This is a genomic window from Dietzia psychralcaliphila (assembly GCF_003096095.1).
Lineage (GTDB): Bacteria > Actinomycetota > Actinomycetes > Mycobacteriales > Mycobacteriaceae > Dietzia > Dietzia psychralcaliphila.
In genome coordinates, this window is sequence record NZ_CP015453.1 from 186506 (window position 1) to 200488 (window position 13983).

General features: G+C 70.8%; 13 protein-coding genes and 1 riboswitch. Of the genes, 7 read left to right on the forward strand and 6 right to left on the reverse strand.

Translation table 11 applies throughout. From position 1 onward, the window contains the following. Window positions 1-2: 2 nt before the first annotated feature. Genes A6048_RS00810 through A6048_RS00820 form a run of 3 tightly spaced genes read right to left on the reverse strand, consistent with a single transcriptional unit; the run spans window position 3 to window position 2796 of the window. Entirely contained in the window at window positions 3-1043 is a 1041-nt protein-coding gene (locus A6048_RS00810) for a FecCD family ABC transporter permease (RefSeq protein WP_235027631.1), read from the reverse strand. Then, entirely contained in the window at window positions 1040-1807 is a 768-nt protein-coding gene (locus A6048_RS00815) for a class I SAM-dependent methyltransferase (protein WP_235027632.1), read from the reverse strand. Before A6048_RS00815 ends, A6048_RS00810 begins: the two co-directional genes overlap by 4 nt. After that, entirely contained in the window at window positions 1804-2796 is a 993-nt protein-coding gene (locus A6048_RS00820) for an ABC transporter substrate-binding protein (RefSeq protein ID WP_159110395.1), read from the reverse strand. The genes A6048_RS00815 and A6048_RS00820 overlap by 4 nt, the downstream gene beginning before the upstream one ends. A gap of 66 nt (window positions 2797-2862) precedes the next feature. Continuing rightward, window positions 2863-2956: riboswitch (TPP riboswitch) on the forward strand. 53 nt (window positions 2957-3009) lie between these two features. Between A6048_RS00820 and A6048_RS00825 the strand changes: the two genes are divergently transcribed. Continuing rightward, window positions 3010-4404, forward strand: coding sequence for an LLM class flavin-dependent oxidoreductase (locus A6048_RS00825; RefSeq protein WP_107747808.1), 1395 nt, complete (start codon window positions 3010-3012; stop codon window positions 4402-4404). 97 nt (window positions 4405-4501) lie between these two features. On the opposite strand, the gene A6048_RS00830 is transcribed toward A6048_RS00825, so the two are convergent. Next, window positions 4502-5809, reverse strand: coding sequence for a molybdopterin molybdotransferase MoeA (locus tag A6048_RS00830; protein ID WP_107747809.1), 1308 nt, complete (start codon window positions 5807-5809; stop codon window positions 4502-4504). Between the two features lie 162 nt (window positions 5810-5971). On the opposite strand from A6048_RS00830, the gene A6048_RS00835 reads away from it, so the two are divergent. The 4 genes from A6048_RS00835 (at window position 5972) to A6048_RS00850 (ending at window position 9693) form a co-directional block, all read left to right on the forward strand. Then, window positions 5972-7327 carry a uracil-xanthine permease family protein gene (locus A6048_RS00835; protein ID WP_235027670.1) on the forward strand — a complete coding sequence of 452 codons (1356 nt, stop codon included), beginning with the start codon at window positions 5972-5974 and terminating at the stop codon, window positions 7325-7327. Between the two features lie 239 nt (window positions 7328-7566). Then, window positions 7567-8565: a GTP 3',8-cyclase MoaA gene (gene moaA / locus A6048_RS00840; RefSeq protein WP_244911064.1), complete on the forward strand. Its 999-nt coding sequence runs from the start codon at window positions 7567-7569 to the stop codon at window positions 8563-8565. Between the two features lie 54 nt (window positions 8566-8619). Then, window positions 8620-8883 carry a ubiquitin family protein gene (locus A6048_RS00845; protein ID WP_235027669.1) on the forward strand — a complete coding sequence of 88 codons (264 nt, stop codon included), beginning with the start codon at window positions 8620-8622 and terminating at the stop codon, window positions 8881-8883. Window positions 8884-8886: 3 nt separating this feature from the next. Next, window positions 8887-9693, forward strand: coding sequence for a substrate-binding domain-containing protein (locus tag A6048_RS00850; protein ID WP_107747812.1), 807 nt, complete (start codon window positions 8887-8889; stop codon window positions 9691-9693). Between the two features lie 49 nt (window positions 9694-9742). On the opposite strand, the gene A6048_RS00855 is transcribed toward A6048_RS00850, so the two are convergent. Both A6048_RS00855 and A6048_RS00860 read right to left on the reverse strand, forming a co-directional pair. Beyond that, the gene (locus A6048_RS00855) at window positions 9743-11020 is read right to left on the reverse strand and encodes a globin domain-containing protein (protein ID WP_107747813.1); all 1278 of its coding nucleotides are present in this window, start codon (window positions 11018-11020) and stop codon (window positions 9743-9745) included. A 102-nt stretch (window positions 11021-11122) separates the two neighbouring features. Beyond that, window positions 11123-11563: an RrF2 family transcriptional regulator gene (locus A6048_RS00860; RefSeq protein ID WP_107747814.1), complete on the reverse strand. Its 441-nt coding sequence runs from the start codon at window positions 11561-11563 to the stop codon at window positions 11123-11125. Between the two features lie 193 nt (window positions 11564-11756). On the opposite strand from A6048_RS00860, the gene A6048_RS00865 reads away from it, so the two are divergent. Continuing rightward, window positions 11757-13247 (forward strand): cobyric acid synthase, encoded by a 1491-nt coding sequence (locus A6048_RS00865; protein WP_107747815.1) that lies wholly within the window; start codon window positions 11757-11759, stop codon window positions 13245-13247. Then, complete coding sequence (locus tag A6048_RS00870) at window positions 13244-13981, forward strand: cobalt-precorrin-6A reductase (protein WP_107747816.1); 738 nt, start codon at window positions 13244-13246, stop codon at window positions 13979-13981. Before A6048_RS00865 ends, A6048_RS00870 begins: the two co-directional genes overlap by 4 nt. Window positions 13982-13983: the final 2 nt, after the last annotated feature.

Sequence of the window (13983 nt, forward strand, 5' to 3'; positions counted from 1 at the left end):
CGTCACCCCGCCTCTCTCGGGTCGTGTCGACGCATGATCAGCAGGAACGCCGGAACGCCGATCAGGGCGGTGACCACCCCGACCGGGATCTCTGTCGCCAACGCAGACCGGGCGATGGCGTCGGCCCAGATCAGGAAGACGGCGCCGATGCCGGCCGACCCCACGAGGAGGCCGCGATGTGCGGAGAGGCCGAGCATCCGCGCGGCGTGCGGGACGATCAATCCGACGAACCCGATCGCACCCACGGCCGCCACGACGGAGGCGACGACGAGAGCGGTGACAAGCACCATCTGCCGCCGGACCCGCTCGATATCGATGCCCAGACCGGACGCCGACTCCGAACCGAACGCGAGTCCGTCGAGGGTGAGGCTCCCCATCCAGAACACGACTCCGGCGACAGCGGTGACCGTCGCGACCACGCCCAGGGAGTCCCACCGCGCCGTCGACATCGATCCGAGCAGCCAGTAGAGGATGCCCCGGGCGGCGTCGGCGTCGCCGGCGGCCGTGACGATGAGCGAGGTCAGTGCCGCGAACAGCTGGCCCACCACCACGCCGATGAGCACGATCCGTGTCGAGGACGTGGACCCCCGGCCCAACAGCACGAACACCAGGCTCAGAGAGAGGAGTGCACCAGCGAACGCGCCCGCCGACATGCTGATCGCGCCGCCGCCGACGCCGAGAACAAACACCAGCACCGCGCCGGTCGAGGCCCCCGAGGACACCCCGAGCAGATACGGATCGGCGAGGGGATTGCCGGTGATCGCCTGCAGCACGCAGCCGCACATCGCCAGCGCGGCGCCGACCGCCGCCGCCATGAGTACCCGCGGCAGGCGCAGATCCCAGATGACCGAATCGATCAGTGGCGGCGGCAACTGGGCCGGAAGGCCGAGATGGCCCGCGATCGAGGCCAACACCGTCTGTGGCGCCAGGTCGGCCGAGCCCACCAGGACCGCGCTGACCACCGAGACGAGCAGGACGCCCCCGGTCAGCAGTCCGCCTCCCAGGCCCCTGCTGATTCTGCTCGACAGCAGGCCGGTGGTCACCGTTGGGCGAGGATCACATAGTCGTCGTAGTGCTGCCACGCCGTGCCCGCCTCGACGAATCCACCGACCCGGAGGGCGTCCACGTGAAAGTCGACACTCAGATCCGGAGTGGGCGGTCGGTCGGCGAACCGCCGTTCCCGCTCGGGCCCGTGAGCCGCCCACGGCCCGCTCGCCATTGCGGCGGGGAACCATTCGACCCAGGTCATCGCCCCGTCGGCCCGTCCGCGTTCCTGACTACGACGGTCGTCTGCGGCGGCGAGTTCCGCGAACAGTCGACGCCCGTCGCTCAACCGCAGGTGGTCGCCGTTGAGGAACACCCCGCCGGGTGGCAGTAGGCGCCCGAGGTCCTGATAGAGGCGGGTCAGCACCGGTGGAGCCAGCCAGTGCAACGCGGTCGAGCTCGCGACGGCGTCGATTCGCGCGGAGGGGAGCGCGGTCATCCAGTCCGGGTCGACGAGGTCGGCGTCGATGAACTCAACCCGGTCACCGAACTCGGCGAGGGCATGGCGGCCGAGCTCGAGAAGGAGCGGGTCGTAGTCCACGGCCACCACCCGCACCGACTCGAAGCGCCGGAGCACCCGCTGGGCCAGCGACCCGGGACCACACGCGAGGTCCAGGACCGTCGACCCGGGCGTGATGGCCGAGGCCAGGGCGTCGAGCATGACTTCGAACCGGGCCTCTCGGTGAGTGATGTACGCGGCCTGCTGGGAGTCCCAGGCCCGCAGGAGTTCGCGAGCCCGCGTCTCGTCTGGTGAGTCCGTCACTGGAACACCCCTGTCGTGGTGAGCCAGTCGCCGAGTTCGGCGACCGCGTCGATGGACCGGATCGACGGGTCCATGGCGGTCCCGGAGAGTGCGACGATCCGATCACCACGGACCGCCGAGAGGTTGGATGCCACCGGATCGGACCGCAACTGGGTGATCTTGTCCTCCGCACTGTCGCCCGGGCGGCCCCGACTGCTCAGGTCGGCCACGACGATCACATCGGGGTCCCTCTGCGCGATCTGCTCCCACGACATCTCGGGCCAGGCGCTGGAGGTGACGTCGTCGAACGCGTTGCGGAGCCCGACCGCCTCACTGATCGCCGACGGCATGCCGCCCGCACCGGCCACGATCGGGGGGCCGTTGTAGAAGGAGTAGATCCATACCGCGGTCGGTTGTTCCGTCGCGTCCCGCGTGGCCTCGTCGAGCACCTGTTGCTGCTCGGCGATCAGCTGCTCGGCCGAGTCCTCGACGCCGAAGACGCGGCCCAGGTCGCGGTACTCGTCGAACAGTCCCTGAAAGGACGCAGGGGAGGACGGAGCTGCGCCGGGGCAGCCGGCCTCCGAGGCGTAGGAGGGGACCCCCAGTGAGTCGAGTTCGTCGAGAGTGCCGACTCCGTCCGCGCTGTAGAACGACCCCAAGGTCGAGTACGTGAAGTCAGGCAACGCCTCGCGCAGCTGTTCTGCCGAGATGGTCTCCGGGTTGATCACCGGCACCTCGTCGAAGGCCTCCGCCAGCTCCGGAAGGGGCTCGTCGACCTGGTAACCCTGCCCGACCATCTGGTCGCCGAGTCCCAGTGCCAGCAGGATCTCGGTCGCGTTCTGCTCGAGCGTGACCGCGCGTTCCGGCGGGGAGTCCACGTGGAGCTCGCGGCCGCAGTTCTCGAAAGTCACGGACTCGGCCGGCGAAGCTGTTGCCTGGTCGGTGTCCGGACCGCCGCAGGCGACGAGGCCTGCGGTCAGCAGCGCACCGCCGACGATAATGGGAATCATTTTCATTAGGGCAGGCTAGCACTGCATCCGGCAGGGGTCATCCGGGGGGCGACGGCGAGTAGGGTGTGCGGTGACACGGGGTGCCCTGCAGGGGCTGAGATCACACCCGAGCGAACCTGATCGAGTTTGTACTCGCGTAGGGATGTCTTTGGTGCATCTACGGCTGCATCTGCTCGTGCGGTGGTCCCCTCCACGATCATCGCAAGGAGAACAATGACGTCGAGCCACGAGGCGGCGCGCGATCGCAGCCCCCGGAGAATTCGGCTGAACGCCTTCGCCATCAACGGTGTGGGCCATCAGGTCCCGGGGATCTGGCGGCATCCCGCTGATCGGTCCCGGGATTATCGCGACCTCGAGCACTGGACTCGTCTCGCCCGACTGTTGGAGGAAGGACTGTTCGACGGCATCTTCCTCGCGGACGCACTGGGGCCGTATGACGTCTACGGCGGTAGTGCCGATGCCGCCCTGCGAACTGCGGCAAAGATTCCGATGAACGACCCGATGATGCTGGTGAGTGCCATGGCGGCGGTCACTGAGAACCTCGGTTTCGGCATCACGGCGAGCACGTCCGCGGAGCACCCGTACACCTTTGCCCGGCGGATGTCGACGCTTGACCACCTCACCCGGGGCCGAGTGGGGTGGAACGTGGTCACGGGGTACCTGAAGAGCGCGGCGCAGAACCTGGGAGAGGGCGACCAACTCTCCCACGACGAGCGCTACGACCGGGCGGACGAGTACCTGGAGGTGCTCTACAAGCTGTGGGAGGGATCCTGGGAGGACGACGCGGTGGTTCTGGATGCGGAGCGGGACATTTTTGCCGACCCGGCGAAGGTCCACCCCATCGGCCACAACGGGACGTACTTCACCGTTCCCGGTGTTCATCTGTCGGAGCCTTCTCCCCAGCGGACCCCGGTGATCTATCAGGCCGGCGCCTCCGAGCGGGGTGTTCGCTTCGCCACCGAGAACGCGGAGGCGATCTTCGTGGCGTCCCCGACTCTCGCCCAGACCAGTGACCAGGTCGGTCGGATCCGGGCGGGATTGGAGGCGGCAGGGCGTGGGCGGGACGCCGCGCGCATATACGCGCTGCTCACGATCGTCGTCGACCAGACCGATGCGGCGGCCGCCGAGAAGTATCGCGACATCTTCTCCTACGCGTCGGAGACGGGCACTCTGGTGCTCAACTCGGGATGGTCGGGAATCGATCTCTCCCAGCAGGACCTCGACGCTCCTCTGGATCCGGTCGCCACGGATGCCATCCAGACCACGGTGTCGAGCCTGTCGGGAGCCGCGGACCCGGACGGGCGGTGGACGTTGCGCGACAGTGCCCGGTTCAACGCGACGGGCGGCCCCGTGGTGGTGGGCTCGGGGGACACTGTTGCGGATGCCCTGGAGCACGTCATGGCGGAAACGGACGTCGACGGCTTCAACCTGGCCTACGCGCTCAATCCCGGTACCTGGGAGGACGTCATCGAGTTCCTTGTCCCTGTGTTGCAGCGCCGCGGACTGTATCCGCGGGCCGCGGAGTCGGGCACGCTCCGCTCCCGGATGTTCGGCGACGGCGACCTGCTGCCGGAATCTCACCGTGGGGCGGCCTTCCGTCGCCGGTGACGCGATGGGTGCGCCGCATCCCCGACCTGAACCCGCGCGACGTGACCGCGTGCGACCACGCGCTCCTCGAGCGTGGAACCCCGCTCCCGGCGGCGACCTACAGAGGTACGAGGTCGACCTCAGCGCCGGCCGGGAGGGAGGTCACGTCGGCGGGAATCTCGATGAGTACATCTGCCCGGGCCATCGACGCCACGAGATGCGACCCCGGGCCGGAGACCGGGTCCACAACGGGCAGGTCCCCGCCGGAGGGCGCGGCGGACGGGGTGGCGGGAGGGTCGGTGGCCAGCGCGCCCCGGAGATACTGTGTCTTCCCGGAGGGGGAGTGGACCGCGCGCGAGAGCCGGGCCCGTCCGGTCGGCACGGGTGCGCGGCCCACGGCCTCGAGGATCACCGGACGCAGCAGCACCACGAACGACACCAGCGCGCTGACAGGGTTGCCCGGCAGGCACACCACCGGCGTGTCCCGCCACGCCGAGAGCCCCTGCGGACCCCCGGGCTGCATGGCGACCGGGGCGAACCGGGCCCCCTCGCGGTCCACCAGGACCTGACGCACCACCTCGGCGTCGCCCATGGACACCGCCCCGACGGTCACCACGAGGTCGGCGTCCCCGGCCGCGATGTCGAGTGCGGCAGTGAAGTCGTCCCGGTCGTCACTGCTGATCACGGTCGCGGTGATCTCGCACCCGCAGGCCTTGAGCGCCGCCGCGAGCGTGATGGAGTTGGACTCCCAGATCTGGCCCGGCTCCAGGGGCCGCCCGGGTGCGACGAGCTCGGAGCCCGTGGCCACCACGCCGACCCGCGGGCGCGGACGCACGTCGAGGCCTGACTCCCCGAGCGAGGCCGCCGCCGCCAGGTGCCGGGCCTCGAGCCGGACCCCGGCGGGGATCACCACGTCGCCCGCGCGGACGTCGTCTCCGGGCCGCCGGACGAACTCCCCCGCGGCCCGCGGGGCGTGGACCAGGACCGTCGCCGATCGACCGCCCGAGGGGGCGGCGGGGTCGGCAGGGTCGGCGGAGCCTTCGACGGAGGTGTCCTCCACTGGGACTACGCAATCCGCACCACCGGGCAGGGGCGCCCCGGTCATCACCTTGCAGGCCTCGTCGTCGTCGACCCCCGGCCCCGGACCGTCACCGGCGTGGGTCGTCCCCACCACGCGGAGCCGCGCCGGCGAGTCCGGACCGGCTCCCGCGACGTCGGCCGACCGCACCGCATAGCCGTCCATCTGGGAATTCACGAACAGGGGAAGATCCACCGACGCGAGCAGATCTCGTGCGAGCACCGAGTCCGCGCACGCCGAGATCGGCAACCGCGTGCTCTGGGCGGCCCGCTCCAGTACCGGTGCGAGGTGAGTGCGCAGGAGCTCTCGGTACTCGGAGGGCGACGGGCGGTCGGGGTAGGAAGCCATGGCCCCACGGTAATCGCGTTGTACTGTGCCTACGGTCCGCGCGCGGGGCGCAGGCGGTGAACCAAAGGGGAGACGGTGGCGAGCAAGGCGCGGGGTTCGGGAAAGCTGTGGTCGGTTCACGGCGACGGCAAGAACATCAGGCCCGGTGAAGTGGTCGCCCCCATGGAGCGCCTGAGCTGGCCCCGGACGATCGGGATCGGCGCCCAGCACGTGGTCTCGATGTTCGGCGCCACGTTCGTCTTCCCCATCATCATGGGGCTCAACCCGCAGCTCGCGATCCTCTTCTCCGGCGTGTGCACCCTGCTGTTCCTCGCGATCGTCAAGGGGCAGGTCCCCAGCTACCTGGGCACCTCCGTGGCGTTTGTCGGGGCCGTCGCGGCGATCCGCGCGCAGGGCGGCACGAGTGCGGAGGTCACCGGCGCGATGCTGGTGGCGGGTGCCACCCTCGCCGTCGTCGGCATCATCGTGCACGTCGTGGGCGGACGCGTGGTCACCGCCGTGCTGCCCCCGGTCGTGACCGGTGCCGTGGTGATGCTGCTGGGATTCAACCTGGCGCCCGTCGTGGCCGAGACGTACTGGCCACAGGACCAGTGGGTGGCGCTGACGGTGATGATCGCGCTGGTGCTCATGACCGTGGGGCTCAGGGGCTTCGCCGGCCGGATCGCGATCTTCCTGGCACTGATCTTCGGCTACGTCCTGTCCTGGGTCCTCGACCTGGTGACCGGGCCCATCACCTCGTTCAGCGCCACCGCCGGCGAGGTGACCGAGCACCTGCGGGTGGACTGGTCGGGCGTCGGGTCCGCGCCGTGGCTCGGGTTGCCGCCCATGACCGACGAGGCCGCCGGAGTGGTGGGTATCCACGCGCCGGACTTCTCCCTGGCGTTCGTGCTGCTGATCGTCCCCGGGATCATCGCCCTGATCGCCGAGAACGCCGGGCACGTCAAGGCGATCGGCGAGATTACGCGCACCGAGACCGACGGCCTGATGGGCCGCGCCCTGGCGGCCGACGGTGCGGGCACGGTCCTGGCCACCTCGTTCGGTGGATCGGCGACGACGACGTACGCCGAGAACATCGGCGTGATGGCCGCGACCAAGGTCTACTCCACCGCCGCCTACGTGGTGGCGGCGCTGACCGCGATCGTGCTGGGCTGCTCGCCCAAACTCGGCGCCGTCATCTCGGCGACGCCCGGCGGCGTGCTGGGCGGGATCACCGTGGTGCTGTACGGCATGATCGGCCTGCTCGGCGCCAAGATCTGGAAGGAGAACCGGGTCGACTTCGGCAACCCGCTGAACCTGGTCCCGGTCGCGGCGGGCGTGGTGATCGCCGTCGGCGACACGACCCTGAACGTGACCGACGACTTCCAGCTCGGCGGCATCGCTCTGGGCACCCTCGTGGTGGTGCTGGGCTACCACCTCGCCCGGGTGATCGCGCCGCAGTTGAAGGAGCAGGCCGAGCGCGACGAGATCCACGAACTCACGCTGCTCGGGCCGAACCCCGACGTGGTGCCGGAGAGGTAGGCGTGGAGGTGCCGGAACGGTAGCCGCCCGCCGGCGGGCGCAGGGGGTGAGCTGCAGGGGGCGCGGCCCGAGGCAAAGGCGCGGCCACGCGCCTACACTCGACCCGAACGCCCGGCAGATCGGAGGTGCGCGTGACCACGCCCGACACCCCGAGCCCTCGGCCGCTCCCCGCAGCCCCGCACTCTGCAGCCCCGCACTCTGCAGCCCCGCACTCTGCAGCCCCGCGCCCGGCCACCCCGTTGCTCATCGACACCTTCGGTCGCACCGGCCGCGACCTGCGCGTGTCGCTGACGGAGAAGTGCTCCCTGCGCTGCACGTACTGCATGCCGGAGGAGGGGCTGCCGCCCATCCCCGAGGCGGCGCGGATGACCACCGACGAGGTGATCCGACTGGTCACGCTGGCGCATCACGAACTCGGGGTCCGCGAGGTCCGCTTCACCGGCGGTGAACCCCTGATGCGGCAGGACCTCGAGAGGATCGTCGCCGGAACCAGAGCGGCGTGCCCCGACCTCCCCATCGCCCTGACCAGCAACGGGGTGGGGCTCGAGCACCGGGTGGGCGCGCTGGTCGAGGCGGGGCTGGACCGGATCAACATCTCGCTGGACACGGTGAATCGCCTTGAGTTCGCCGAGCTCACGCGCCGCGACCGACTGCCCTCGGTACTCCGCGGGGTGCGGGCCGCGGTCGAGGCGGGACTCGACCCGGTCAAGGTTAACGCCGTCCCCATGCGGGCGACCCTGCCCGGGGCGCCCGACCTCCTGGAATGGGCGCTGGCCGAGGGGGTGCAGCTCCGATTCATCGAGGAGATGCCGCTCGACGCCGACAACACCTGGTCCCGGGTCGAGATGGTCACGGCCCAGGAGCTGCTCGACGTCCTCGGCGCGCGCTTCGACCTGGTCCCCGCCGGCCGCGAGGACCCGTCCGCACCGGCGGAGCTGTGGGAGGTGGTCGGGCACTCGGTGGCGGGGGCCCCGGCCCACGTCGGGGTGATCGCCACCGTCACCCGAAACTTCTGCGCGGCGTGTGACCGGACACGGTTGACCGCCGAGGGAACCGTGAGATCCTGCTTGTTCAGCGACGACGAGACCGACGTGTTGGGTGTTCTGCGTTCCGGGGCGCAGGACGCGGAGGTCGCCGAGGTCTGGCGCGGGGCGATGTGGGGTAAGCAGGCAGGGCACGGAATCGGCGGGACGGCGTTCCATCGACCGCGCCGGTCGATGGGCGCGATTGGTGGATGACTTGTCATCAAAATGCACGCCGGCGTGTCGGGGACAGAGGATAGAGTTGACACCGTGAGCAGGACATCGAGAATGATCACCGTGGGGTACTACGCGGCGGCGGAGGACGCGGCCGGGACAGCTCGTGAGCGCATCCACACGGACGCGATGACCGTCGGTGAACTCGCCCGCGAGGTCTGTGAACGGCACGGTGAGCCGCTGGCCAGCATCGTCACCGTCTCGTCGTTTCTGATCGGCGAGGAGACCACGCGCGACCCCCACGCATCGATCGACGGCGTCTCCGTGATCGACGTCCTGCCCCCGTTCGCCGGAGGTTGATCGGTGGGACGCCGTCAGGGGGTCGCGGTGGTGGGCGTCGCCCTGGTGTGTTCCGGTTTCGCATGTGCGACCGAGGAGCCGAAGGCAGCCGTCCCCGTCTCGCTCGGGGTCGCGGCCGCGCCGTCGCTGTCGGAGGCGTTCATCGAGATCATCGGTATCTTCGAGGAGGAGAACCCCGAGGTCCGGGTCCATCTCGAGCTGGGACGGTCGGACGACATCGCGGAGGGGTTGTCCGACCGCAATGACCTCAACGTCTTCGCCTCCGCGAGCGAGGAAGCCATGGCTCTGGCCGTGGAGCGGCGAACAGCCACTGACCCGCAGATCTTCGCGGGGAACCACGTGGTCGTGGCGGTCCCGTCCGGCAACTACCGCGGCGTGCGCGGGCTGGGTGACCTCGCGCGACCGGAACTGCGCGTGGGCCTGTGCGCACTGGACGCCCCGTGTGGCAAAGCGACCGAGAAGCTTCTCGCCGCCGCCGGAGTGAGGCCGACGGACGTGACGTGGGAATCCGGTTCGCGTGCCCTCAGCGCCCGGCTCGCGGACAACGAGATGGACGTCGGGCTCGTCTACCGCACCGACGTGGCGAGCTCGAACGGGTGGGTGGCGCCCGTCGGACTCGAGGGACGCGAACGGGACCTGATGCAGGCCGCCGGTACGGTTCGGTATGTCCTGGCCCGCGTGCCAGGTGGGGAGAACGGGCCCGGTGGCGAGGCGGAACGGGTCGCGGCTGACGAGTTCCGCCAGCTGGTGTCCTCCGATCGGGGCCGCCGGGCACTCGAGAGTGCCGGGCTTGAACCACTACCGGAGTGACCTGTGTCTGGCCACCGTGTACGGGCGCCGTCTCCCGCTGTCCGCTGGACTACAGCAGCCAGTCGTTGGGGGCGAACAGCTCCGCGTGGAGTCGTTGCTCGGGCACGCCGGCCTCGATGAACGCCGGGCGCAGTGCCTGGAGGAAGCCGGTGGATCCGCAGAGGAACACGTGCGCGCCCTCGGGTAGATCGACGGAGGACAGGTCCATGACGCCGTGGTGGACCGCGCCCGGTCCGGTGACGGTGTCCGCGTCCTGCTCGTACCAGGTGTGCACCTCGGCGTCGGCGAGCAGTGAGGACTCGCCGGCCACCTCGTCGGCCAGAACGTGCTGGTCGGGCGAGCGGTCGGCGTGCAGGACCACGACCCGGCGGGGATCGTCGGTCGCGGACAGGTGCGCGATCATGCCGAGCATGGGGGTGATGCCGATCCCGGCCGAGCACAGGACGACCGGCGCGGGGTCCCGGCCCGCCCCGATCCCGGCGGCATCCAGGACCAGGTCCCCGAACGGCAGGGTCACCTGGAGGGTGGTGCCCACACGGGCGGTGGCGTGCAGCCAGCCCGAGACCTCGCCGGCGGGGCAGGTGCTCTCGCCCCGGGTGTCCTCGTCGACCCGGCGGACGCCGATCCGCCACGTGCCGTCACCCGGCGCCGTGGACAGCGAGTACTGGCGCAACTGGCGCGCGCCGTCGGGAAGCACCACTCCGACGGAGGTGTACTGGCCGGGTCGGAAGTCGGGGAGCGGCTGACCGTCGGGCCCCCCGAGGGTGAGCACGACGACGGAATCGGTGACGTCCTCCCGGCTGATCACGGTGGCGGTCCGGAAGACGTCCCCCGGCTCGACCTCGGACTCGGCGTAGAGGGCGTTCTCGAAGTCCACCAGGACCGCGGCCATGATCCAGTACACCTCGTCCCATGCGGCCGCGATCTCCGGCGTGATCGCCTCGCCCAGCACCTCCACGATCGCGGCGAACAGGTTGTCGTGGACCACCTGGTACTGATCAGCGGTGATGCCGAGGCTCGCGTGCTTGTGGCCGATCCGGGAGAGCATGTCGACCGGGCTCTTCCCGTCCACCAGCATCGTCGCGAAGGTGGCGATGGAGGCGGCGAGCGCGCGCTGCTGGGCGCCCAGCTTCTGGTTGCCGCGGTTGAAGGTGTCGCGCAGCAGTTCGGGGTGCTTGCCGAACATCGTCCGGTAGAAGACCGGGGTGATCTCGTCGATGTGCGCTCCGATGACCGGGAGCGTGTCGCGGATGATCTGGACGTGGTGGGGCGACAGTTCCCGCGGCTGGGCGAGGATCGTCTCGAGCGAGGTGAGCGACGTGGTCATGCGGGTCTCCTTCTGTGGGTGTGTGGCTGTGGACGTGAGGGGGCTGCCCGGGTACCTGACGGGCCGGACTGCGAGGGGGTGTGGGTGGGTGGACGGGACCGGTTAGGGGGCGGGTCCCAGGCTGAGCAGGACCTGCCGGGTCGGGGTGTGGACGATGCCCGCGACAGTGAGTGGATCGAGGGCGGCGAAGAACGCCTCGCGGGCATCGGCCAGGGCGCGGCGGAGACTGCAGTTGCCGGCCAGTGGGCAGGGCGCCGGACCCTCGCACTGCACGACCTCGCCCGGCCCCTCGAGCTCACGCAACAGTTGCCCGACGGACGCCTGGCGGCCGGCTTCGGTGATCGCGAGCCCGCCTCCCCGTCCCCGCCGGGACTCGACGAGGCCGAGCTCCACGAGTCGGGACACCGTCTTGGCCATGTGACTGGTCGAGGCGTTCACCGACTCCGCGATGACCCCGGCTGTCATCCGGTCACCGCGGCCGTCGGCGACGGCGAGTCGCATGAGGGCGCGGAGCGCGAGATCGGAGAACCTGGACAACTGCACGACGCCGAGCGTGCCATATTGCGAACCTGCAGAGCGCATTTGTGGGTGGTGATCTCAAATACGTACTGAGCTGGGCATTTAGCGGGCCCTCCACCTGCAGGGACGAGACATCGGCTACGTCACCCCGAGCCGAAGCAGCCGCCGTGGAGGACCTCGACGGGGGTGGGGGAGGGCGCGGCTAGGATCGATCCCCATGGCAGCCTCCCTCCTCGTCGCCGGCACCACGTCGGATGCCGGGAAGAGCGTGGTGGTGACCGCACTGTGCCGGGCGTTCGCCCGGCGGGGTATCCGGGTGGCGCCGTTCAAGGCACAGAACATGTCCAACAACTCGATGGTCGTCCCGGGGCCGGCAGGGTTCGGGGAGATCGGGCGCGCGCAGTGGATCCAGGCGCTCGCGGCGCGTGCCGAGCCCGAGGTGGCCATGAACCCGGTGCTGCTCAAACCGGGCGGCGACCGGCGTAGCCATGTGGTGGTGATGGGCCGACCCGCCGGGTCGGTCTCGTCCCGGGACTTCGTCGACGGCCGCGCGCACCTCGCTGCCGCCGCCCACGCCGCGTACGACGACCTGGCCGACCGGGTCGACCTGGTGCTGTGCGAGGGCGCGGGCAGCCCCGCCGAGATCAACCTCCGAGCCGGCGACTACGTCAACATGGGACTCGCGCGGCACGCCGACATGCCGGTGGTCGTGGTGGGCGACATCGACCGCGGGGGAGTATTCGCCGCGATGTACGGCACGGTGGCGCTGCTGGACGCCGCCGACCAACGGCTCGTGGCCGGCTTCGTCGTCAACAAGTTCCGCGGTGACCCGTCGCTCCTCGAACCCGGGCTCGACCACCTCGAGCAACTCACGGGTCGGCGGGTCCACGGGGTGCTTCCCTGGAGCCCCGACGTGTGGCTGGACTCCGAGGACGCGCTGGACCTGGCGGGCCGCCGCGCCGACCCCGGGCGTTCCCTCCGGGTCGCCGTGATCCGGCTTCCGCGGATCAGCAACTTCACCGACGTCGACGCCCTGGGGCTGGAGCCGGACGTCGACGTGGAGTTCGTCACCGACCCCCGGACCGTCCGGGGTGCGGACCTGGTGGTCCTGCCCGGCACGCGCGCGACCATCGACGACCTGGCATGGCTTCGCTCCCGCGGCCTCGACCGCGCAGTGATCGATCACGCCCGCGCCGGGGGATCGGTGTTCGGGATCTGCGGCGGGTTCCAGATGCTCGGGCGCCTCGTGCGCGACCCGGAGGGGGTCGAGGGGTCCGAGGGTACGGAGGTCGAGGGCCTCGGACTGCTGGACGTGGAGACGGAGTTCGGCGCGGAGAAGGTCCTCCGCCTGCCGACGGGGACGGCCCTCGGACACCCGGCCGCCGGATACGAGATCCACCACGGACGGATCGGCCTCGGCGCGGACGAGGAGTTCCTCGGGGGCGCGCGACGCGGCGGCGTGGCGGGCACGATGTGGCACGGCAGCCTGGAATCGGATGGGTTCCGCCAGGCCTACCTCGCCGAGGTGGCGGGCCGTGTGGGGCGTACGCGGGAACCCTCGGGGGTCGACTTCGCGGCCGCACGCGAGCGTCGCCTGGACCTGCTGGGGGATCTGGCGGAGGAGCACCTCGACCTGGACGCGCTGCTGGAGCTGGCCCGGGACGGCGCGCCGGACCTGCCGGCCCTGCAGCCGGGAGCGGGACGATGATCCTCGTGCTGGGCGGGACCGCCGAGGCCCGCGAGCTGGCCGTGCTGTTGCAGGACGCAGGTCACGAGTTCACCTCGTCCCTGGCGGGGCGGGTGGCGCGCCCACGACTGCCCGTGGGCGAGGTCCGTATCGGCGGTTTCGGCGGGGCCGAGGGGCTCTGCGACCACCTCGCTGCACACGGTGTGCGGGCGGTCGTGGACGCGACGCACCCGTTCGCGGCGGGGATCTCCGCCAACGCCGCCGCCGCGTGCTCCGAGACCGGCGTGCCCCTGCTCCGGCTCGAGCGGCCGGGGTGGTCGACGGCCCCCGGTGCCGACCGGTGGCACTGGGTGTCGGGGCACGACGAGGCGGCGTCGACCGCGGCGGAGCTCGGCGATCGCCCGTTCCTGACCATCGGTCGGCAATCCCTGGGACGCTTCACCGGGCCGCTCGCCGGGCACGAGGCGCTGGTGAGGGTGGTCGACCCGCCGGACCGCGCGATCCCCGCCCGGTGGCGGCTCCTGCTGGACCGGGGTCCCTACTCGGCCGACGGCGAGCGGGGGCTGTTCACCGGGCACGCTGCGGACGTGCTGGTGACCAAGGACTCCGGCGGATCCTTCACGTGGCCGAAGATGGCGGTGGCCGCCGAACTCGGGCTGCCGGTGGTCGTGGTCAGCCGGCCGGGGGCCGCGCCGGGCGTGGAGGTCGTGGTCGACGCGGTGGCCGCCGCGGAGTGGGTCAGCGCACTGTCCTGAGG

What these genes read in the sequence shown, in the direction of transcription:
- A6048_RS00825 (WP_107747808.1), top strand. Translation starts at nt 3,010, where the DNA reads ATGACGTCGAGCCACGAGGCGGCGCGCGATCGCAGCCCCCGGAGAATT.
- A6048_RS00855 (WP_107747813.1), bottom strand. Translation starts at nt 11,020, where the DNA reads ATGACCACGTCGCTCACCTCGCTCGAGACGATCCTCGCCCAGCCGCGG.
- A6048_RS00865 (WP_107747815.1), top strand. Translation starts at nt 11,757, where the DNA reads ATGGCAGCCTCCCTCCTCGTCGCCGGCACCACGTCGGATGCCGGGAAG.
- A6048_RS00835 (WP_235027670.1), top strand. Translation starts at nt 5,972, where the DNA reads ATGGAGCGCCTGAGCTGGCCCCGGACGATCGGGATCGGCGCCCAGCAC.
- A6048_RS00870 (WP_107747816.1), top strand. Translation starts at nt 13,244, where the DNA reads ATGATCCTCGTGCTGGGCGGGACCGCCGAGGCCCGCGAGCTGGCCGTG.
- A6048_RS00830 (WP_107747809.1), bottom strand. Translation starts at nt 5,809, where the DNA reads ATGGCTTCCTACCCCGACCGCCCGTCGCCCTCCGAGTACCGAGAGCTC.
- A6048_RS00820 (WP_159110395.1), bottom strand. Translation starts at nt 2,796, where the DNA reads ATGATTCCCATTATCGTCGGCGGTGCGCTGCTGACCGCAGGCCTCGTC.